Origin of the sequence: Streptomyces katrae, from assembly GCF_000717655.1 — a bacterium.
In the GTDB taxonomy this organism is placed as follows: domain Bacteria; phylum Actinomycetota; class Actinomycetes; order Streptomycetales; family Streptomycetaceae; genus Streptomyces; species Streptomyces katrae_B.
In genome coordinates this window covers 199,647-219,474 of sequence record NZ_JNZY01000005.1, presented here as the reverse complement: position 1 = coordinate 219,474, position 19,828 = coordinate 199,647, and the positions used below count along the sequence as shown (strand labels likewise).

Sequence of the window (19,828 nt, the reverse complement as noted above, 5' to 3'; positions counted from 1 at the left end):
TGAACGGTGAACGGCCCCGGGCGCCCGTCACACCTCCGGGACGGCGGCGTCCAGCGCGGCGGTGAGACGGTGCAGGCGCGTCTGGAGGTCGCGGATCTCGGCCAGCTCGAAGCCGGTGGCGGCGGCGATCCGGCGCGGTACCTCCGCCGCGCGGGCGCGCAGCGCCGTGCCGGCCTCGGTGGGGCCGACGTGGACGGACCGCTCGTCCTCGGTGCTGCGTTCGCGGTGGACCAGGCCGGCGGCCTCGAGGCGCTTGAGCAGGGGGGACAGGGTTCCCGAGTCGAGCCTCAGGTGGTTCCCCAGCTCCTTGACGGGCGTCGTGCCGTGCTCCCAGAGCACCAGCATGACCAGGTACTGGGGGTAGGTCAGGCCGAGGTCCTTGAGGACGACCCGGTAGAGGCCGTTGAAGGCCCTGCTCGCTGCGTTCAGCGCGAAGCAGATCTGGCCGTCCAGACGGAGGAAGTCCTCCTCGCGGAGGGTTTCGGTGGGCTGCTCGCTCATGGGGGCCAGTGTACCCGGACAAAGCTTGCGGGTCATTTAGTTGTGCACAACTAAATTGTGTGCTCTAGTAGTGGACGTCAGCCGATGACCGGCTGACAAGGTCACCACCGCGAGAGGAACCCCGATGGACGCGCTCTACACCGCTGTCGCCACCGCCAACGGCCGCGAAGGCCGCACGGTCAGCTCCGACGGCCAGATCGACCTCGCGCTCGCCATGCCCCCGGCGCTCGGCGGAAACGGCCAGGGCACCAACCCCGAGCAGCTCTTCGCGGCGGGCTACGCGGCCTGCTTCGCCAGCGCGCTCGGCCTGGTCGGCCGGCAGGCCAAGGTCGACACCGGTGAGGTGTCGGTCACCGCGGAGACCTCGATCGGCAAGGACGACACGGGCTTCGGCCTGGCCGTCACCCTGCGTGTCGAGCTCCCGGAGTCCCTCGCCGGCGAGACGGGCGCCCTGCTGGTCAAGCAGGCCCACGAGGTCTGCCCCTACTCCAAGGCCACTCGCGGCAACATCCCGGTCGAGCTGGTGATCGAGTAGTACCGATCGGGGGCCCTGTCACCAGGGCCCCCGGCCCGCCCCTGACCCCGGTCCCCGGAGCGGCCGTCAGGGGTGTCCCAGGGCCGGCTCAGGGCGTTCCCCGAGGGCCGGGCGATCCGTGCGCCGACATGATCGGCTCATGTCGAACACACGATGGCAGCGGACGGCGTTCACCGTCGGCCCGCTCTGCATGACCGCCTACGGACTCATCCGGCTGACCGACGGGGAACACGGCCCCGGACCATCCTGGTCTCTGGGGCATCTCGCCTTCCTGGCAAGTGTGTTGTGTTTCATCCCCATCGTGCTCGGGATGCGGCGGATGGCGGCGCGGGGGCGCGGCCCGGCCGGCCGGGGGCTCGCCGCCGCAGGGGCGGTGACGGGCCTGCTCGGCGCCGCAGCGGTCGCCGCCCAAGCGGTCATCGACCTCTTCGCCGGGTTCCTCAGCGAGGACCGCGAGGCCATGCGCGCGTTCTTCCGGAGCGTCAAGAGCCACGCGGGTGTGGAGCCCGCCGTCTACGGCGTCGGCCCACTCCTCTTCTACGTCGGCCTGCTGCTGCTCATGACCCGGCTCGCGGCGCTGCGGCGGATCGCCGCCTGGCGGCCCGCCGCCGTGGTCGCGGCCCTCGTGGCCACGGGCGTCAGCCTGGACCTGCTGCCGCTGGCAGGGCTGCTGTTCCTCCTCGCCTTTGCGCCCCTGGGCCGGCAGATCGACCCCCAGGACCGCAGCCCCCGCACGGCCGTGGTCCGCCCGGGCACGTGACGGGGAGCACCGGATCCCGGTACCGACCGCTGCTCCGGACCGGAACCCGGAGCAGCGGACAGGGCTACGCGATCCCCGGAATCTGCCGGGCCTTGAAAGCGGCGCGGACTGCGTCCGCGGCGCTCTTGCCGTACATCCGCTGTGCCGTCGCGATCGTCGTCAGCGCCGCGTCCTGGAAGCTCGTGTCGGGGCGGAAGCCGAACTGCGCGTTCACGATGATCCGGTCGGCGGTCCGGGCGCCCAGCGCGCCGCGGATGTCGAAGAGCGCGCGGGACCAGATCTCACCGTCCGCGTGGACCTCGCCGACCCGGTCGGCGTACACCTTGTTCCCGTCCACCCGGCGCAGGCAGTGCGGGGCGGTGCTGTAGGAGCTTGAGTCCCAGTCGGCGACACAGGCCAGGTCCGCCTTGCGCGGCCATCCGTACGCGGCGTCCGCGTGGTCACCGACCTCGACCGCAAGGTAGTCGCCGAACGCCTCGCCGATCGCACCGGCCTCCGGCGACGTGCCGAAACCGGGAACCTGTGCGTGGTGCACCGCGTGCCCGTACTCGTGGACGATCACCTCCGCGTCCTCGGCGTCGTCCACGCCGCCCTTGCCGAAGCGGATCTCGGCCTTCTTGTCGGTGAAGAAGGAGTTGTCGGCCCCGTACTGGTTGATGCGGACCGGCTGCGCGCGGTCGTTGGCGCCCGGCAGCTCGCTCCCGAAGCCGAGGCCCTGCAGGTACTCCTGTGCCTCGTTGACCCAGAAGTACGCCATGACCTGCTCGAACTGGTCATCGGTACGGCTGTACGCACCCGCGTCGGCGACCTCCGCGGAGGCGCCCGTATCCGACCGGACGTACGCCCACTTCCCCGACAGCGAGCCGCTGCCGTCCAGGTTCCGCAGTGCGGCCAGGGCATAGGCGGAAGCGGGCACGGCCCCTGTGGAGTCCTTGCCGTCGGTGAGGCTCTGATCGCCCGAGGACTGGACGGGGTTGACCATGAAGAGGCGGGCCTGCGGCAGCCCGGCGGTGGCCGTGTCGGCCGCCGAGGGCAGCGCCGCAACCGGGCCGGACAGGGTGAACAGTGCTGCGGTGGTGGTGGCCGCGGCGATGAGGCCGCGGGATGTGCGGCGAGCCATAGACATCCTCCCGTAGTGGGGTGGTGGCGAGGTGCGGCCGTGATCCTTGCGCATCCCCGGCCCCTTTGACCAGGGCCTCGACCGATTTCGCGGCCACTCCTCGATCACTGCTGCCGCATATGGGACGAGTCGCTCCGGGCGACGGTGTACCGAGACCCGGCCGGCCCGGGTACCCGGCCGGTGAACAGTTCCTCCGGGAGGGCGGTCAGGCCGAGCAGGCCCAGCGTGGTGTCGGTGGCCATCCGGTGCCAGCTGCGCGCCTGACGGAGCATCGCGTGCCGCCCGTGCGGCATGACGATGCCTCCGGCCCGGGCGCCCCGCGCACGGGCCCGCCGTACGTAGTCCCACGACGCCTGCGCATCGGTGACGCGGTCCGCCTCGTCGTGCAGGAGAACCACGGCCGTGTCCCCGAGATGCAGCACCGGTTCGCCCGGCGGGCACCACGGCGCGAGCCCGACCACGCCGTGGACCAGCGGGTCGGCCGCCGCCCGCAACGCGGCCCGGCCTCCCATGGAATGCCCGACCAGCACCACGGGCAGCGCTCCGGCCGCGCAGCGCAGTTCGCGCAGGGCCTGCCAGACGTCGTGGACCGGATCCGCGCGGTGGCCGTTCCAGCCCCGGTGCGCGTACCGGACCTCCGCCACCACCACGTCCTGCGCCGGACCGGCGTCCGCGATGGCCCGTGCGAAGGGAACCATCCGCAGCCCCGGCAGGTTCGGCCGCGCCGGCGCCTCGAGCCCCATCGGACGGCCCCCGTGCAGCAGGAGCACCGCGGCGGCCGGGTCCCGCGGCACCCGGCGCAGCGCCAGCGCGCCCGTCGGCTGCTTCATGAGTGGCCCCGCCAGGGCGGAAGGGGGAGGAACCCGCTGGTACGGGCGATGTAGCCGGCGTAGCCGGGACGCTCTGCCATATGGGCCTCCATCAGGCGCTTGCCGCTCCCCTTGATCAGCAGCAGCGTCATGGCCACGGGTGACACCAGGCACAGCAGGGCGGCCCGCCATGTGCCGCAGGCCATCAGGTAGAGCCCCCACCAGACCAGGAAGTCGCCGAAGTAGTTGGGGTGGCGGGTCCATGCCCACAGGCCCCGGTCCATGACCGTACCGTGGTGCGCCGGATCGGCCTTGAACCGGGCGAGCTGCAAGTCCGCGACGGCCTCGAAGAGCAGCCCCACCGCCCAGAGCGCGCCGCCGAGCACGGCGAGCGCGCCGATGGGGGAGCCTGCGTACGAGGCGCTCTGCACGGGCAGGGAGACCAGCCAGACCAGGCCCGCCTGGAGCAGGTACACCTTGAACAGGGCGCGCACGTGCGGGTTGCCCCGCCCCCGGGCGAGGAACTTCGCATAGCGGGGGTCCTCGCCGTGCCCGCGGCCGCGCCAGGCGACGTGCGCGGCGAGCCGTACCCCCCACACGACGGTGGCGGCGGCGACCAGGAGCCGCCGGCGGTCGTCCCCGTACCCGGAGGACAGGATGTAGGAGACCGCCGCGACCGCGGCGAAGGCGAGGCCCCAGGCGATGTCCACCGTCCGGTGCAGGCGCCGGGCCGTCCCGACGGCGAAGGCCAGGAGCAGTACGGTGACGGCCGTGGCGGCGGCAGCGGCCAGATTGCTCCCGAGGGCTTCCCAGGAGGCGGGGTTCACGGCCGGACTCCCAGGGAGAGGTCCTCGGTCAGGAGCAGTTGCCGGACATCCAGGTAGCGGGCCCGGAAGCCTGCCTCGGAGTAGGCGAGGTAGAACTCCCACATGCGCCGGAACGTCGGGTCGAAGCCGAGCGCCGCCACGGCGCCGGCCTGCTCCGTGAAACGCTCCCGCCACAGCTGCAGGGTCTGCGCGTAGTGGTCGCCGTACCCCTGGTCGGAGACGATCCGCAGCCCCGCGCCCGACGAGTGCGCCTCGATGGCCTCGCGGGAGGGGATCAGGCCGCCCGGGAAGACGTACTTGCTGATCCAGGTGTGCGTACGGGAGGTGTGCAGCATCCGCTCGTGGCCCATCGTGATCGCCTGTAGCGCGATCCGCCCGCCGGGCGCCACCGCATCGCGCAGGGCGGCGAAGTACGTGGGCCAGAAGTCCCTGCCGACCGCCTCGATCATCTCCACGCTCACCACCGCGTCGTACCGGCCCTCCAGATCGCGGTAGTCCCGCAGTTCGACGTCCACCCGGTCGGCCAGCCCCGCCGCGGCGATCCGGCGGCGGGCGAGGTGCTGCTGCTCGGCGGAGAGGGTCACGGTCGTCACGTGTGCCCCGCGGGCGGCCGCGCGCAGGGCGAGTTCGCCCCATCCGGTGCCGATCTCGAGCAGGCGCTTGCCCGGGCCGACGCAGGCGAGGTCCAGCAGCCGGTCGATCTTCCGGTGCTGCGCGGCCGGCAGGCTCTCACGGCGCGCTGGGAACGCGGTGAAGACGGCGGAGGAGTACGACAGGGTCTCGTCGAGGAACAGCGCGAATAGCTCGTTCGACAAGTCGTAGTGGCGATGGACGTTCTGCCGCGCCCCGGCCCGGGAGTTGAGCTGGGCCTCGGGCCTGCTCTGCACCCACGTCCCGCGCAGTCGGCGCAGCGGGCCGGGAACCAGGTCGTCCACGTGCGCGGCGAGGACGGTCAGCAGGCCGGTCAGATCGTCGCTGTCCCATTCGCCCGCCATGTAGGACTCGCCGAAGCCGATCAGGCCGTGCGCCCCGATCCGGCGGAAGAACGCGTCCGGGTCGTGGACCGTCAGCGACGGCCCGCTGCCGTGGGGCGGCTCGGCGCCGAACCGGCAGCGCAGGGGCAGCGCCGTCACGGCACGGCGGACGAGGCGGCGGGCGACGGCCGCGTGCCCGAAGGGCGCCGTCGGCGGGCGCACCACGTCAGGCCACGCGTGTGCATCGATCGAGTACCGCTCCACGGGTTCGTCGGCGGCTCGGGGGAGGGAAAGGGTCACGGGGCGATGCCTTCCTCGGGTGCGCGTTCGGGCCGGGGCTGGACGGGCAGCCCGCGGAGCAGCAGGTGGATGCCGTGGCGGCGGATCCCGGCCCAGACGGCAGCGGTGGACCACGGCCGCCGGGCGGCGGCGCGCAGCAGGGCGAGGGGGGTGGCGGGGCGGTGCCGGCCGCGCAGGGTCGCGGTGAAGGGCCGTTGCCCGGCGCGCTCGAGCCGGACGATGACCTCCAGCCGCTCCCGCGGCTCCGGCAGCCGCATGAGGTAGCGGCCATCGACGGGGAAGAACGGCGAGACGTACAGCTCCTTCGCCGCCTCGGCCCGGTCGGCTTCGTCCGTGCGCAGCAGGTGGCAGTGGCGCTGCCCGTACGTGTTGTGGACCTCGGCCACCACGCAGACCGGTGCGCCGGAGCGGTCGTGGCACCAGTACAGGGTCAGCGGGTTGAAGACGTACCCCAGGACCCGGGCGTGGGCCAGCATCAGGACCCGCCCGCCGTCGAGGTGCACGTCCCGGGAGGCCAGGTACGCGTCGAGGCCGGCCCGGACGGTCGGTGCGGCGGCGTCGAAGTGGTCGCGGGCGTCGAACCGGGCCAGGGTGCGCAGCGGCCATGGGAGCCGGGGGAGGGCGTCCAGGTCCACGAGCCACATGTACGTGCGGTGCCGGAAGGCGTGCCGCACCGGAGCCGTCCGCACGTGGGAGACCACGCAGTCGTAAAGGGCCGGCACGGCCACGGCGGGGAGGGGCGGGCGGAGACCCGGCGCCACGGCGGGGGTCACCACCGGACGCCGAGCGCGGCGGCGGCCCGTACGCCCGACCGGCAGCCGTCCTCGTGGAACCCCCACCCGTGGTACGCCCCGGCGAACGCCGTGACGGAGGTGTTGAGGCGGGGCAGCGATCGCTGCGCGGCCACCGACTCGGGCGTGTAGACAGGGTGCGCGTATTCCATACGGGCCAGCACGTGCTCGGGGTCGATCCGCCCGCCCGCGTTCAGCGTGACGACGTAGCGGGTGTCGCCCGGCAGGCGCTGCAGCCGCGTCATGTCATAGCTGACCCGGACCCCCTCCGCCCCCGGGCGGCAGTCGGCGAGGTGGTAGTTCCAGGAGGCCCCGGCCCTCGGCGAGCGGGGTAGCAGGGCCGTGTCGGTGTGCAGCACGGTCGGGTTCACCTCGTACCGGAAGGCGCCGAGCACCCGCTGCTCGTCCCGGGTGGGGTCCGCCAGCAGACGCAGCGCCTGGTCGGGGTGCGTGGCGATGACGACGGCGTCGTACGCGTCGGTGATGCCGTCGTCGCTGCCCACCAGGACGCCGCTCGGTATGCGGTCCACCCGGACGACCGGGCTGGCGGTCCGGACGTTGCTGATCTCCTTCGCGACCTTGTCCACGTAGGCCGCGCTGCCGCCGGTGACGGTCCTCCACCGCGGGGAGCCCGTCACGGACAGCAGCCCGTGGTGGTCGAGGAAGCGGAACAGGTACGCGGCTGGGTACTCCAGCGCGGTGTGGGCCGGGCAGGACCACACGGCGGACACGAGCGGGGCGATGAAGTGGCTGACGAAGTACGGGGAGAACCCGCCGTCGGCGAGGAACGCCCGGAGGGTGTACCGCTCCGGGCCGCCGCCGGCGGAACCGTCGCCGACGCAATTGCCGCCGCCGGGACCGCCGGCGACCGGACCGTCCGCGTCCAGCATGCGGCGCGCGCGGCGGTGGAAGAGCGGTACCTCCGCCAGCATCCGCAGGTACCGGGCGCGCAGGGCCGCCCGTCCCGTGAACAGGCCGAGGGGTCCGCGGGCACCGGCGTACTCCAGGCCGCAGCCGTCGCACCGCACCGACATGCTCATCTCGGAGTCCTGCGTGGCCACTCCGAGCTCGCGGAAGAGCCGGAGCAACAGGGGGTAGGTGCGCGCGTTGTGGACGATGAACCCCGAGTCCACGCCCACCGTACCGCCGCCCGGCGCGGGCAGTTCATGGGTGTGGGCGTGGCCTCCCAGCCGGGGGTCCGCCTCGTAGAGCGTGACGTCGCAGGCCTTTTGCAGGACGTAGGCGGCGGTCAGTCCCGCCACACCGCCGCCGATCACGGCCACGTTCCTCGTACGCACAGTTGCTCACTCCCCACCGTTCGCCACGCCGTCGTCGGTGACGGCGGTTCACCCCTGCTTCGCGGCCGAAGTGCCTGCGGATTGGTGGCAGTTGCGGCACGCGGAATCAGTTGCGGTGCAGACGGGTGCAGGTGGTGCACATTGATCGCGAATTGGCGAGCGGGTTGACCAATCCGCACAGATGTCCGCTCCGAAGACCGGTCGAGAACGCAGAGCTGGCAGCATCCGGAGCGGTCGGCTCTCTTCGTGGAAGGGCCGGCGCCTTCGACAGGAAGGACTGTCATGCGACGGACGGACCGCGGCGGACCATCCGCCACCACCGGGCAACCGCTGCCCTTCGGCGTCCCCGATGCCGTGGGCCCCCGGCTCGAAGACCTGATGTCCCGGGTGGCCCGCGGGGACAAGGACGCGTTCTCCGCCCTGTACGACGCGCTGTCCGCGACCGTCTTCGGGATGGTCGTCCGGGTCGTACGCGACCGTGCCCAGTCAGAGGAGGTGGCGCAGGAGGTGATGATCGACCTGTGGCGGCAAGCCGCCCGCTACCGCCCCGAACAGGGCAGCGTGCGTACCTGGGCCGCCACCCTCGCCCACCGCCGGGCCGTCGACCGCGTCCGCTCCGCCCAGGCCGCGGTCAACCGCGAGTACGACCAGGCAGCCCGCGACCAGGCGCGCCCGTTCGACGAGGTCGCGGAACAGGTCGAAACCCGCCTGGAGAGCGAACAGGTACGGCGCTGCATGCGCGGCCTGACCGAGATCCAGCGCCAGGCCGTCACGCTGGCCTACTACCAGGGCCTGTCCTACCGCGAGGTCGCCGAGACCCTGCGCACACCACTGCCGACGATCAAGACACGCATGCGCGACGGGCTCATCCGGCTGCGCGACTGCATGGGGGTGACCACATGAAGCACGACGGGGAACTGCACACCCTCACCGGCGCGTACGCCCTCCACGCACTCACGCCTGCGGAGCACGAGGCGTTCACCGCACACCTCGCCGACTGCCCGTCCTGCCGGCAGGAGGTGGCCGAATTCTCCGCCACCGCCGCCCGCATGGCCGCCGCTGCCGCCCTCCCACCGCCCGCGCGGATGAAGGAACAGGTCCTGTACGGCATCGACTCGGTCCGGCAACTGCCCCCGCTGCTGCCCGCGGCGGCCAAGCAGCTCACGTTCGGCGCCGTCCTGCGCCGCAAGGCCGTTCCACTGGCCCTCGCTGCGAGCCTCGCCGCGGCGGCCGCCCTCGGGGGCGTCAGCGTATGGCAGGACCAGCGCACCGACGAGGCCCGGCAGCAGGCGGAGGCCTCCGAACGCCGCCTCCAGGACCTCACCGCCGTGATGGCCGCCCCCGACGCCCGTACGGTGCACGGCCGCACCCCCGGCGGCGCCCCCACCTCCGTCGTCAGCTCCAAGCTGCAGAACCGGGCGGTCTTCATCGGCACCGGGCTCCCGGACCCCGGCGAGGGCAGGACGTACCAGCTGTGGTTCGACGACCACGGCACCATGCGCCCCGCCGGGCTCCTCGCGCACGAGGGGGCCACGCTCATGCAGGGCGGGCTCCGGGGCGCCTCCGGGGTAGGACTCACCGTCGAACCCGCCGGCGGATCCGCCCAGCCCACCAGCCGCCCCCTGATGCTCCTCGCGCTGCCGGCCTGACCAGCAGAAACGGGTGGCCGGGAATATGTAGCCCATACCCCTTGACTCACACGAAATAGGGAGGAAACTCATCAATACACCGGACAACCAGAGAGAGCCGCACTCACTTCCGGAGACGTCCTGAAGTCCGCGTGACCCCCATCTCGGCTCTGGCCAGGCCCCCGGCAGATCCTGTCGGTGCGGGAGCCCTCAGCGACGGCTGAACTCCCGGAACCGGAACAGGACCGCCGGGGACTGCTCTGTCCGGGGGCTCTGGTTCCGGGAGGGGCAAGGTCCTGCGGAACCGGGCACCAGCAGTACCCCGCCGTCGAGCGCCGTCCTCTCCCTCCCGGTCCCGGTCACCGCACAGGGCCCCGGCCGCCGGTCTTGCGACGGCCCCGTGCCGTCAACCGCGCGGCTTCGCACGGACGTGCATGCGCTCGCCCTGTCTCCCGAACAGGCTGAGGATCTCGACGGGCCGTCCGTCGGCGCTGCTGAACCAGTGGGGCAGCCGGGTGTCGAACTCGGCGACCTCGCCGGGGCCGAGGACCAGATCGTGCTCGGCGAGCACCAGTCGCAGCCGTCCCTCGAGCACGTACATCCACTCGTAGCCCTCGTGCGTACGGAGGTCCGGCTCGCCGCCCCGGTCGGAGATGACCAGCTTGTACGCCTGGAGGGGGCCCGGGCTCCGGGACAGCGGGACGAACGAACCGCCGCTCGGCAGCGTCCGGGGCGTCAGCCGGACCCGGGGATCGCCCACTTCGGGGGCGCCGACCAGGTCGTCCAGCGGCACGTGGTACGCCCCGGCCAGCGGCAGCAGCAGTTCCAGGCTGGGGCGGCGCTGCCCGGACTCCAGCCGCGACAGGGTGCTCTTCGAGATGCCGGTGGCCTCGGAGAGCGCGGCCAGGGTGAGGCCGCGCTTGGCGCGCAGCCGCTTGAGCCGGGGGCCGACCTCGTCGAGGACCGCTCGGTACGGCAACGGCGGCGTGTCCGGTGGCGTGTCGGAGGGTGTGTCCATGGAGGCATTCCACCCCGCTGTCCCGGAAACAGCAACAAGAGTTGTCGTGACCGGGCGGCAGGGGCAGGCTCCACGGCATGAACCCACACAGTGATTCCAGACCCGGGCACGGCCACGGGCACGGCCACGGGCACGGCCACGGGCACGGCCACGGACCCGGCCAGGGACACGGACACGCCGACATCGACTGGGACGTCATGGCGGCCCAGTTGGAGCGGAGCGGCGAACTCCAGCTGCCCGTCCTCCACCGGACGGCGGCCCGCCTGAACGAACTGCTCGGCCCCTCGACGGACGTCCGGCGGATCCTCGACGTCGGCAGCGGGCCGGGCGTGATGACCTGCGTGCTCGCCGAAGCCTTCGCAGGTGCCGAGACGGTCGCCGTGGACGGCACCCCCGGACTGCTGGACCGTACCCTCGCCCGCGCCGAGCGGCTCGGCCTCGGCGGCAGGGTGACCGTACGGCACGCGGAACTGCCCGGGGGCCTGCACGGCGCAGACGGGCAGGGGACGGACGGCGGCCTCGGTACGGCGGACGTGATCTGGAGCAGCAAGACCGTGCACCACCTCGGCGATCAGCAGGATGCGCTGAACGCACTCGCCGCTCTGCTCAGGCCCGGCGGGCTGCTCGCCGTGGCGGAAGGCGGCCTGCCGGTGCGCTTCCTGCCGCGCGACATCGGGATCGGCACCCCCGGTCTCCAGGCCCGGCTCGACGCAGTCCAGGAGCGCTCGTTCGAGACGATGCGCGCCGAGCTCCCCGGCAGCGTCCCCGTCGTCGAGGACTGGCCCGCGATGCTCCGCCGCGCCGGGCTCAGCGGCGTCGGCGGCTTCACGTACCTCCTCGACCTGCCGGCTCCTCTGGACGGGACGGCCCGCAGCTTCCTGCACACCCAGCTGACCCGGCTCCGGGAGAACGCGAGCGACCTCCTGAACGCGGAAGACCTCGGGACGCTCGACGTACTGCTCGATCCCGAGTCGCAGCAGGGCATCCTGCACCGGCCCGATGCCTTCCTCCTGTCCGCCACCACGGTCTTCACGGGCGTGCGTGCGGCAGAGGGCGAACGGAGCGCACGATGAAGCGCCTCGACGCAGGGCGCGTCGAGGCGCTGTCCGGGAGTGCCGAAGGGACGTCGGCCTCGGTCCGGTGGGCGCTCGCCGGTCTCTCCTTGTCCATGCTGCTGTCCTCGCTCGGCACCAGCACCGCCAACGTCGGCCTGCCCACCCTGGCGCAGGTGTTCAGCGCCTCGTTCCAGCAGGTCCAGTGGATCGTCCTGGCCTATCTCCTCGCCATCACGACCCTGATCGTCAGCGTCGGCCGGCTCGGTGACATGATCGGCCGCCGCAGGCTGCTCCTGTCCGGGATCTCCCTGTTCACTGTGGCGTCGGTGCTGTGCGGCCTGGCCCCCACGCTCTGGCTGCTGATCGCGGCCCGGGCGGCGCAGGGCCTCGGTGCGGCGACCATGATGGCCCTGACCATGGCGTTCGTCGGCGAGACGGTCCCGAAGGCGAGGACGGGCAGCGCCATGGGGCTGCTCGGCACCATGTCCTCGATCGGCACGGCGCTCGGCCCTTCTCTCGGCGGTCTGCTGCTCGCCGGCCCCGGCTGGCGGGCGATCTTCCTCGTCAATGCGCCGCTCGGCGTGCTCGCACTGTTCCTTGCCCGCAGCCTGCCCCCAGACCGGCGGGACGAGAAGAGCGGGCGGGGCCGCTTCGACCACGTGGGAACGCTGCTCCTCGCGCTGACGCTCGGGGCCTATGCCCTGGCCATGACCGTGGGGCGCGGCAGTTTCGGTCCGCTCGGCATCGTTCTCCTGCTGGCTGCCCTGCTCGGAGTGGGCCTGTTCGTACGGGCCGAGGCGAGAGCGGCATCCCCGTTGATCCGCTTGGCGGTCTTCCGCGATCCGCTCCTGAGCGCGAGCCTCGGCACGAGCGCGCTCGTCTCCACCGTGATGATGACGACCCTGGTGGTCGGCCCGTTCTACCTCTCGCGTGCGCTCGGGCTCGGCGAGGCCCTGGTGGGACTCGTCCTGTCGGTCGGCCCGCTCGTCGCCGCGCTGACCGGCGTGCCCGCCGGCCGTATCGCGGACCGCTTCGGCGCACAGCGCATGACCGTCGCGGGGCTCGCCGGCGTGGCAGTGGGCTGCGGCGCCCTGTCCCTCACGCCGGTGACGCTCGGCGTGGCCGGCTACATCGTCCCCCTCGTGGTCACCACCGCCGGCTACGCGGTGTTCCAGACGGCCAACAACACCGCCGTCATGGCAGACGTCGGCCCGGACCAGCGCGGCGTCATCTCGGGAGTGCTCAACCTGTCCCGCAACCTCGGGCTCGTGACCGGCGCGTCCGTGATGGGCGCCGTCTTCGCGCTCGCCTCGGACACGACCGACGTCACGACGGCGCATCCCGGGGCCGTGGCCCACGGGATGCGGATCACGTTCGCCGTCGCGGCGATGCTGATCGTCGCCGCGATCGCCCTCGCCGTGGGAGGCCGTACGCTCGCGCGACGCCGCCCGGGCGGCTGACGCTACCCGGGGGCGTGACAGCAGCCGTCGCGCAGCATCAGGTGCCGCTCGCTGCCCCAGTCCACCGGGTCCGCCTGCCGGTGGGCCGGGCCGCCGGCCGCCGGGGTGTCGGCCGCCGGGGTGAAGGCGGCCACGAGGTCGTCGGTCGTGTGGGGTACGCCGCCCCTGAGGACGCCGGACGTCCGGACGAGCGTGTCGAAGTCGGTGAACGGGTCCCCGTCCACGATCGTCAGGTCGGCGATCCCGCCGGGCCGGACCGTACCGAGTTCGTCGCCGAGCCCGAAGAGCCGGGCCGGCAGGACGGTCACCGTACGCAGGGCTTCGACGGGGGAGAGCCCGCCGCGGTGCAGGGCGCGCAGCCCCAGGTGCAGGGAGAGTCCGACCGGGACCAGCGGCGCGTCCGTACCGAGGACGACCAGGCCTCCCGCCGCCAGCAGCCTCCGGTAGAGGTCGGTCTCCCTGCGCAGCGTCGCCAACTGGGCGGCCGTCGGGGCCGCTGCGGCGGACCGGCGCACCAGATCGGCGTCCCAGGGCGCCATGACGGCCGTGACCCGACGGTCGTCCGCCAGCGTCGGATCGGCCCCGATCAGCGCGGTCGCCGCGAAGGGCGTGGCGATCATCGAGAGCCGTCCGTCGCCCCCGCCGTAGATCTCGGTCACGTCCTGGTGGGAGCGGCCCGAGGCGGTGAGCACGTGCCCCGCCTCGGCGCGCTCGGTGGCCTGCAGATGGGTGGTCAGATCCTGGCCCGTCTGAACGGCCAGGGAGGCCAGATGACTTCCGCACCGGACCCCCAGCCGGTCGTGGGCGAACCGGGCGGCCTCCGCCATCACCCAGGACGGGGCCCGCACATAGGTCTTGACGAAGTCCCAGTCGAGCGCGGCACCCCGTTCCAGGGACCGCCGCAGACCCTGCGCCGTGCGGTGGGCGCGCCCCATGCTGTACGCCACACGCGCCCCGTCGAGGAGTTCGCCGCTGGTCAGCAGTCGCGGCCCGGCGAGCTGCCCCGACGCCACCGCCTCGCGGATCCGGGCCTGTTCGTACGCGAACCCGCCCAGCGAGACGGCCGTCGTGATCCCGTACGTCAGCTGGCCCACGCTCTGGCGGCCCCCGTACGTGCTCTGCCACGGGTGGGTGTGGGCGTCCCACAGCCCCGGGACGACCGTCCGGGCCGAGGCGTCGACGTACCCGCTGCCCGATGCCGGAGGCCGGGACGCGCGGTGGGGTTCGACGGCGGCGATGCGTCCGGAGCGCACGACGATGTCCACGTCCTCCCGCACCGTCTCGCCCGTGCCGTCCCACAGCCGCCCGGCGTGCACGACGGTGTCGGGCGGCGTGGGCCGGCGACGGTCGAACGGCAGGCGGACGGTCCTCGGCGGTCCGCCGTCCACACCGATGAGGCGCAGCCGCGCACCCGAGAGGTACAACAGGGTCTTCGAGTCACCCGACCACGAGGGATGGTCGGCGGGTTCGGCCGTCAGGGTGCGCAGGGCGCCCCGCGGGGAGCCGTCGGGCGCGACCGGCAGCAGGCACAGCGCGGATTCCACGATCACCGCCATGAAGCGGCCGTCCGGCGACCAGACGGGCCCGCTGTCGTAACGGTCGGCGACGGAGACGTGGGGGCCCACGGCATGGAGGCGGTCGGAGCCCGAAGCCGCATCGACCACCCGGATCAGGTTGTAGCCCTCCCTGAACCGCATGTTGAGCCGATTGCGGTCACACAGGGCGATCCGGGATCCGTCGGGCGACCAGCTGGGCCGGCCCGGCAGCCCGCCCCCGCCGAGCGGCGCGGCGAGGACGCGCTCCGTGCCGCTCGCCAGGTCCCGTACGAGGAGCCGCCCGACCAGGTCGAGGCAGGCGAGCCGGCGCCCGTCGGGCGACAGCGCGGGGAAGACCCGGCCGCCGGCCGCGATCGTGCTCTCCGCCCCCGTGGCGAGGTCCCGCCGGTGGACCGCCATCAGTCCGTCGCGGTCGTCGCAGTACAGCAGGGACCGCCCGTCGGGCGCCCACGAGGGGGCGAGCAGATAGCGGGTGGGCGCCGCCTGGCGCAGCCGCCGGGGCGGGCGGCCGCCGGAGATGCTGCCGAGCCACAGCGCGTTCAGGGCGGCGAAGGCGACGTCCCGTCCGTCAGGGGACAGCGCCGGCAGGTGGATGCCCCGGACCGGGCGCACGCGGCCTTCGTCGCCGAGGCCGTACCGCTTCGTCCGGTAACGCGGACGGTCCGCCGCCACCCGCGCGCGGAAGGGGATCGTCCGGGGCGCTTCCGGCTGCTGCGGGCGGACGAGCGTGAACCGGCCGTCGACCGTGACCAGCAGCTCCCCGGCCGCCGTCCAACGCGGCGGCTGGGCCGCCACATCCCCGGCGACGGCCACCGGCCGGCCGTCGACGACGAGGACGCAGGAGGCATTCGGCGGGGGCGTGGTCCGCAGCCAGGCCGTACGGCGGCCGTCCGGCGCGACGGCAGGGGCCAGGAGCTGCGCGGCCGGTTCCTGCTCGGTGAAGGCGACGGTGACGGGACCCGATCCGTCCGCGGGTACGGAGGCGATGGTGCGCGCGTCCGCCCGGGGTCCGGTCGCGGCTGCCGTCACGGTCGCCCGGACGAAGAGGATCCGCTTCCCGTCGGGGGACCACGTGGGGTCGAAGTCCTCCCAGGCACCGCTCTGCAGGGGCCCGTCCTGCCCGGCCAGACCGGTCACCGGGGTGACGGCGCCGCTCCCCAGTTCCAGCACGTGGATCCGGTACGGGGCCCCGCCGACCGGATCCCCGGCGCGCTCGGAGGCGAAGGCGATGCGCGTGCCGTCGGGCGACCAGGCCGGCCCGCGGTGGTCGAACGGGCCCTCGGTGCGCTGCCGCAGCCCGCTTCCGTCGGGCCGCATGGTCCAGACGTGGTACGTGCCGCTGCCGTAGGCGCAGAACGCCACCCATGAGCCGTCGGGGGAGTGGACGGGCCGGCTCGCCTCCAGGCCCGCCGCGGTGAGCGGCACGGCGTCGCCCCCGGAACCCGGCACCGACCACAGCACGTTGTGGATCTCGGCGATCAGCCGGTCCCCGCCCGGAGACAGGCTCGCCGCGCCGTTCGTGGCCGCCGTGAAGGAAAGCGGGGCCGGCGCGGCCGACGGAATGCCGGTACGGGCCGCTGCCGGGGGTCCCGCTCCGAGGAGCTCCGCCGCGCCGACGGCGCCCGCGGCCGCGAGCAGCCGGCGACGGGACAGGGTCCGCGGGTCGGTGTCGAAGGGGGCGTTCATCAGCTGCCACGTCTCCGCAGTCGGGGGTCCGGGGGCCGGTATTCCTGCCGCCGGGCTCAACGACCGGCCGCCCCCGCGGTCACCTGCGGGACGCAGGGGTACTGCGTGACCGGGCGCACAGGCGCGGGCCGAGTGGCGAGGCGGCGGTGCGGGCACGTTCAGGGGGCGACACAATGACCACGGTCGTTCTCTTTGATTCAGTACGGATCCACTACGGAGGAATGGGCGGATGCTCAACGAAAGAGCGGGGCAGCAAGCGCGCCCGGAGGACCTGGTCGACGTGGCCCGGCTCGTGACGGCCTACTACGCCCTGCACCCCGATCCGGCGGATCCCGGCCAGCGCGTCAGCTTCGGCACCTCGGGACACCGCGGCTCCTCCCTCGCCACGGCCTTCAACGAGGACCACATCGCGGCGACCAGCCAGGCGATCTGCGAGTACCGGGCCCAGCAGGGCATCGACGGCCCCCTCTTCCTCGGCGCGGACACCCACGCCCTGTCCGAACCCGCCCGGGTCACCGCCCTCGAGGTCTTCGCCGCCAACGACGTGACCGTGCTCGTCGACGCCGCAGACGGCTACACCCCGACGCCCGCGGTCTCGCACGCCATCCTCACCCACAACCGCGGGCGCACCTCGGCCCTGGCCGACGGAGTGGTGGTCACCCCCTCGCACAACCCGCCGGCGGACGGCGGCTTCAAGTACAACCCGCCGCACGGCGGACCCGCCGGCTCCGAGGCGACGGGCTGGATCCAGGAGCGCGCCAACGAGATCATCACCGGCGGCATGAAGGAGGTCCGGCGGATCCCGTTCGCGCGGGCGACCGCCGCCTCGACCACCGGTACGTACGACTACCTCGGGACGTACGTGCGCGATCTGCCGTCCGTGCTCGACCTGGACGCCGTACGCGCCGCGGGCCTGCGCATCGGGGCCGATCCGCTCGGCGGGGCCTCCGTCGCGTACTGGGGACGGATCGCCGAGGAGCACGGCCTCGACCTGACCGTGGTCAACCCGCACACCGACCCCACCTGGCGGTTCATGACGCTGGACTGGGACGGCAAGATCCGGATGGACTGCTCCTCCCCGTACGCGATGGCCTCGCTGATCGAGGGCCGGGACCGGTTCCAGATCGCCACCGGCAACGACGCGGACGCCGACCGGCACGGCATCGTGACCCCGGACGGCGGTCTGATGAACCCCAACCACTACCTCGCCACGGCGATCGAGTACCTGTACGGCCACCGCGAGCAGTGGCCGGCGGCCGCGGGCATCGGCAAGACGCTGGTGTCCTCGAGCATGATCGACCGGGTGGCCGCCGACCTGGGCCGTGAACTGGTGGAGGTGCCCGTCGGGTTCAAGTGGTTCGTGGACGGACTCACCGCGGGCACCATCGGCTTCGGCGGCGAGGAATCGGCCGGAGCCTCCTTCCTGCGCCGCGACGGCTCCGTGTGGACCACCGACAAGGACGGCATCATCCTGGCCCTGCTGGCCTCGGAGATGCTGGCGGTCACGGGGCAGAGCCCCAGCGAGCGGTACGCCGGCCTGACGGCCCGCTTCGGCGAGCCCGCGTACGCCCGTATCGACGCGCCGGCCACCCGCGAGGAGAAGGCGGTACTGGGCCGGCTGTCCCCCCGGCAGGTCACCGCCGACACCCTGGCGGGGGAACCGGTCACGGCGGTGCTGACGGAGGCTCCCGGCAACGGTGCCGCCATCGGAGGCATCAAGGTCACCACGGAGAACGCCTGGTTCGCGGCCCGCCCGTCGGGCACGGAGGACGTCTACAAGATCTACGCCGAATCCTTCCTGGGCCCCGACCACCTGACCCGCGTACAGGAGGAGGCCCGCTCCGTCGTATCGGCGGCACTCGCCGACTGACCCGCGCGAGGCGCCCCGCCCCAGTAGGGTGGCGGGCCCCGGGAGAGCGCGTGGAGGGAGCACGTATGCGAGGCGGTACGGTCGCGGTGGTGGGCGGCAGCATTGCGGGCTGCGCCCTGGCGTCGGCAGCGGCCCGGGCGGGCGCGGACGAGGTGGTGGTGCTGGAGCGCACCCACGGACGGCTGGCGGACCGCGGACTCGGGCTCTGCATCCACGACGGGCGCGCCGCCGAACTCGCCGCCACCGGCGCGCTGCCCGCCGGCATCGCCGCGCACCGGCTGACCCGGCGCAGGTGGGTGGTCCGGGACGACACGGCGGCCGGGCCGGCCGGCAGGGTGTTCTGGGAGCAGCCGTTCCCGTTCCACTCGTACCACTGGGGTCTGCTGTGGAGAGGGCTGCGCGGGGCGACACCCGCCCCGGTGGTCTACCGGCAGGGCGCGGCGGTGACCGGTGTGGCCGGCGACGGCGAGCGGGCCGAGGTACGGCTCGCCCGGGGCACCGCGGAGGCGTTCGACCTGGTCGTCGGCGCCGACGGGTACCGCTCGGTGGTGCGCGAGGCGGTCTGCCCCGAATCCCGGCCGGCCTACGCCGGGTACGTCTGCTGGCGGGGGAACTTCGACGCCCGGCGGCTGGAGGCGCTCGGCGACGGCGGCTGGCCCGCCGAGTCGGTGACCACCGTCTGCTTCAGCGGCGGAAGCTGCGTCATCTACCGCATCCCCGGGCCGGACGGCCCCCGGGTGAACTGGGTCCTGTACGCCATGCCCCCGCAGACCGGGCGGCTGCCGTTCGACGACCCGACCAGCTTCCCGCCGGGCCGGGTCACCGAGGAACTCACCACGCACCTCGGCGCGTTACTGGACCGGGAGTTCCCGCCGTACTGGGCGCAGGTGATCGGGCTGACGGAGCCGGCGGACACCTTCGTCCAGCCCATCTACGACCTGGAGACGGCGCGGACGACGGCCGGGCGCCTGCTGCTCGCCGGCGATGCGGCCACCGTGGTGCGCCCGCACAACACCAGCGGGGCGGCCAAGGCCCTCCAGGACGCCACCGCGTTCGAGGACGCCTGGCGCCGGGCGGACACCTGGGACGAGCTGCTGCGCGCATACCAGGCCGCGCGGGGCGCGGCCGGGCGGGAGATGGTCGCCCTGGCCCGCCGCCTCGGCCGGGGCCAGGTGGAACAGACCCCCGCGTGGGCCGCGATGAACCACCGCGAGGCGGAGTCGTGGTGGCAGGGACAGCTCGGCGGCGCCGCGGACATCGGCGGCCAGGCCATGACCCCGTAGCCCGCCGCCGGACCATGACCGTGCCGCGTACCGGAATTCACCGGTGACTGACCGAACGTCCCTGGCACTTGTTATCGGCCAAGCAGAGCGTTGCCGCCCGTGGCGCGGTGCCGCAGGCCCTACGGTGATCCCGATGCGCCCCGGGGTGCAGCACCATGAGCCCGAGCCCGTGGCCGGGGAGTTGAGGCATGGAACAACGGTCGGGTGTCCTGGTCGCGGTCTCGGTCCTGGCGCTGGGGGCTGCCGGTACGGGAACCGCACAGGCGAGTCCCGAAACCCATGGCTGCCTGCGGGGGAGATCTTCGCCACCGACACCACCGCGGGCATCACGGACCCCGGCGACGCACGGCTGCGGGC

Annotated in this window: 17 protein-coding genes; 8 read left to right on the top strand and 9 right to left on the bottom strand. The window is 73.3% G+C overall.

Features of this window, described 5'->3' with window-relative positions; translation table 11 throughout:
• Positions 1 to 27: 27 nt before the first annotated feature.
• On the bottom strand, positions 28 to 501 hold the full coding sequence (locus tag IF09_RS0108690) for a MarR family winged helix-turn-helix transcriptional regulator (protein ID WP_030293644.1): 474 nt from the start codon (positions 499 to 501) through the stop codon (positions 28 to 30).
• 124 nt (positions 502 to 625) lie between these two features.
• On the opposite strand from IF09_RS0108690, the gene IF09_RS0108685 reads away from it, so the two are divergent.
• Positions 626 to 1,036, top strand: coding sequence for an organic hydroperoxide resistance protein (locus tag IF09_RS0108685; protein ID WP_030293642.1), 411 nt, complete (start codon positions 626 to 628; stop codon positions 1,034 to 1,036).
• A gap of 139 nt (positions 1,037 to 1,175) precedes the next feature.
• Complete coding sequence (locus IF09_RS0108680) at positions 1,176 to 1,796, top strand: hypothetical protein (protein WP_051832240.1); 621 nt, start codon at positions 1,176 to 1,178, stop codon at positions 1,794 to 1,796.
• 64 nt (positions 1,797 to 1,860) lie between these two features.
• On the opposite strand, the gene IF09_RS0108675 is transcribed toward IF09_RS0108680, so the two are convergent.
• The 6 genes from IF09_RS0108675 to IF09_RS0108650 all read right to left on the bottom strand — a co-directional run bounded on the left by IF09_RS0108675 (position 1,861) and on the right by IF09_RS0108650 (position 7,915).
• Positions 1,861 to 2,916, bottom strand: coding sequence for a M4 family metallopeptidase (locus tag IF09_RS0108675; protein WP_234320920.1), 1,056 nt, complete (start codon positions 2,914 to 2,916; stop codon positions 1,861 to 1,863).
• Positions 2,917 to 3,020: 104 nt separating this feature from the next.
• Positions 3,021 to 3,746, bottom strand: a complete 726-nt coding sequence (locus IF09_RS40010; protein WP_063607332.1) for an alpha/beta fold hydrolase — start codon at positions 3,744 to 3,746, stop codon at positions 3,021 to 3,023.
• Entirely contained in the window at positions 3,743 to 4,552 is an 810-nt protein-coding gene (locus IF09_RS0108665) for a DUF1295 domain-containing protein (RefSeq protein ID WP_030293638.1), read from the bottom strand. The genes IF09_RS40010 and IF09_RS0108665 overlap by 4 nt, the downstream gene beginning before the upstream one ends.
• Positions 4,549 to 5,826 carry a class I SAM-dependent methyltransferase gene (locus tag IF09_RS0108660; protein ID WP_418953026.1) on the bottom strand — a complete coding sequence of 426 codons (1,278 nt, stop codon included), beginning with the start codon at positions 5,824 to 5,826 and terminating at the stop codon, positions 4,549 to 4,551. Before IF09_RS0108660 ends, IF09_RS0108665 begins: the two co-directional genes overlap by 4 nt.
• Complete coding sequence (locus IF09_RS46850; protein WP_030293636.1) at positions 5,823 to 6,587, bottom strand: DUF1365 domain-containing protein; 765 nt, start codon at positions 6,585 to 6,587, stop codon at positions 5,823 to 5,825. The genes IF09_RS0108660 and IF09_RS46850 overlap by 4 nt, the downstream gene beginning before the upstream one ends.
• An 8-nt stretch (positions 6,588 to 6,595) precedes the next feature.
• The gene (locus tag IF09_RS0108650; RefSeq protein ID WP_037634331.1) at positions 6,596 to 7,915 is read right to left on the bottom strand and encodes an NAD(P)/FAD-dependent oxidoreductase; all 1,320 of its coding nucleotides are present in this window, start codon (positions 7,913 to 7,915) and stop codon (positions 6,596 to 6,598) included.
• 282 nt (positions 7,916 to 8,197) lie between these two features.
• Here IF09_RS0108650 and sigK point away from each other — a divergent pair, with 282 nt between their 5' ends.
• Positions 8,198 to 8,818, top strand: a complete 621-nt coding sequence (sigK, locus tag IF09_RS0108645) for an ECF RNA polymerase sigma factor SigK (RefSeq protein WP_078613129.1) — start codon at positions 8,198 to 8,200, stop codon at positions 8,816 to 8,818.
• The gene (locus IF09_RS0108640; RefSeq protein ID WP_030293630.1) at positions 8,815 to 9,564 is read left to right on the top strand and encodes an anti-sigma factor; all 750 of its coding nucleotides are present in this window, start codon (positions 8,815 to 8,817) and stop codon (positions 9,562 to 9,564) included. Before sigK ends, IF09_RS0108640 begins: the two co-directional genes overlap by 4 nt.
• 385 nt (positions 9,565 to 9,949) lie before the next feature.
• Here the strand turns inward: IF09_RS0108640 and IF09_RS0108635 are convergent, their stop codons facing one another.
• Entirely contained in the window at positions 9,950 to 10,561 is a 612-nt protein-coding gene (locus tag IF09_RS0108635) for a helix-turn-helix domain-containing protein (protein ID WP_051832237.1), read from the bottom strand.
• Positions 10,562 to 10,638: 77 nt separating this feature from the next.
• Here IF09_RS0108635 and IF09_RS0108630 point away from each other — a divergent pair, with 77 nt between their 5' ends.
• Together IF09_RS0108630 and IF09_RS0108625 are read left to right on the top strand one after the other, a co-directional pair.
• Positions 10,639 to 11,634, top strand: coding sequence for a class I SAM-dependent methyltransferase (locus IF09_RS0108630; RefSeq protein ID WP_030293628.1), 996 nt, complete (start codon positions 10,639 to 10,641; stop codon positions 11,632 to 11,634).
• Positions 11,631 to 13,076 carry an MFS transporter gene (locus tag IF09_RS0108625; RefSeq protein WP_030293626.1) on the top strand — a complete coding sequence of 482 codons (1,446 nt, stop codon included), beginning with the start codon at positions 11,631 to 11,633 and terminating at the stop codon, positions 13,074 to 13,076. The genes IF09_RS0108630 and IF09_RS0108625 overlap by 4 nt, the downstream gene beginning before the upstream one ends.
• A 2-nt stretch (positions 13,077 to 13,078) precedes the next feature.
• On the opposite strand, the gene IF09_RS0108620 is transcribed toward IF09_RS0108625, so the two are convergent.
• Entirely contained in the window at positions 13,079 to 16,318 is a 3,240-nt protein-coding gene (locus IF09_RS0108620) for an amidohydrolase family protein (protein ID WP_030293624.1), read from the bottom strand.
• A 229-nt stretch (positions 16,319 to 16,547) separates the two neighbouring features.
• On the opposite strand from IF09_RS0108620, the gene pgm reads away from it, so the two are divergent.
• Positions 16,548 to 18,188, top strand: a complete 1,641-nt coding sequence (gene pgm / locus IF09_RS0108615; protein WP_030293621.1) for a phosphoglucomutase (alpha-D-glucose-1,6-bisphosphate-dependent) — start codon at positions 16,548 to 16,550, stop codon at positions 18,186 to 18,188.
• A gap of 65 nt (positions 18,189 to 18,253) precedes the next feature.
• Positions 18,254 to 19,471, top strand: a complete 1,218-nt coding sequence (locus IF09_RS0108610; RefSeq protein ID WP_030293620.1) for an FAD-dependent monooxygenase — start codon at positions 18,254 to 18,256, stop codon at positions 19,469 to 19,471.
• Positions 19,472 to 19,828: the final 357 nt, after the last annotated feature.

Coding starts and splice junctions, on each gene's coding strand:
- IF09_RS0108690 (WP_030293644.1), bottom strand. CDS start 501: ATGAGCGAGCAGCCCACCGAAACCCTCCGCGAGGAGGACTTCCTCCGT.
- IF09_RS0108685 (WP_030293642.1), top strand. CDS start 626: ATGGACGCGCTCTACACCGCTGTCGCCACCGCCAACGGCCGCGAAGGC.
- IF09_RS0108680 (WP_051832240.1), top strand. CDS start 1,176: ATGTCGAACACACGATGGCAGCGGACGGCGTTCACCGTCGGCCCGCTC.
- IF09_RS0108675 (WP_234320920.1), bottom strand. CDS start 2,916: ATGGCTCGCCGCACATCCCGCGGCCTCATCGCCGCGGCCACCACCACC.
- IF09_RS40010 (WP_063607332.1), bottom strand. CDS start 3,746: ATGAAGCAGCCGACGGGCGCGCTGGCGCTGCGCCGGGTGCCGCGGGAC.
- sigK (WP_078613129.1), top strand. CDS start 8,198: ATGCGACGGACGGACCGCGGCGGACCATCCGCCACCACCGGGCAACCG.
- IF09_RS0108640 (WP_030293630.1), top strand. CDS start 8,815: ATGAAGCACGACGGGGAACTGCACACCCTCACCGGCGCGTACGCCCTC.
- IF09_RS0108635 (WP_051832237.1), bottom strand. CDS start 10,561: ATGGACACACCCTCCGACACGCCACCGGACACGCCGCCGTTGCCGTAC.
- IF09_RS0108630 (WP_030293628.1), top strand. CDS start 10,639: ATGAACCCACACAGTGATTCCAGACCCGGGCACGGCCACGGGCACGGC.
- IF09_RS0108625 (WP_030293626.1), top strand. CDS start 11,631: ATGAAGCGCCTCGACGCAGGGCGCGTCGAGGCGCTGTCCGGGAGTGCC.
- IF09_RS0108620 (WP_030293624.1), bottom strand. CDS start 16,318: ATGAACGCCCCCTTCGACACCGACCCGCGGACCCTGTCCCGTCGCCGG.
- pgm (WP_030293621.1), top strand. CDS start 16,548: ATGCTCAACGAAAGAGCGGGGCAGCAAGCGCGCCCGGAGGACCTGGTC.
- IF09_RS0108610 (WP_030293620.1), top strand. CDS start 18,254: ATGCGAGGCGGTACGGTCGCGGTGGTGGGCGGCAGCATTGCGGGCTGC.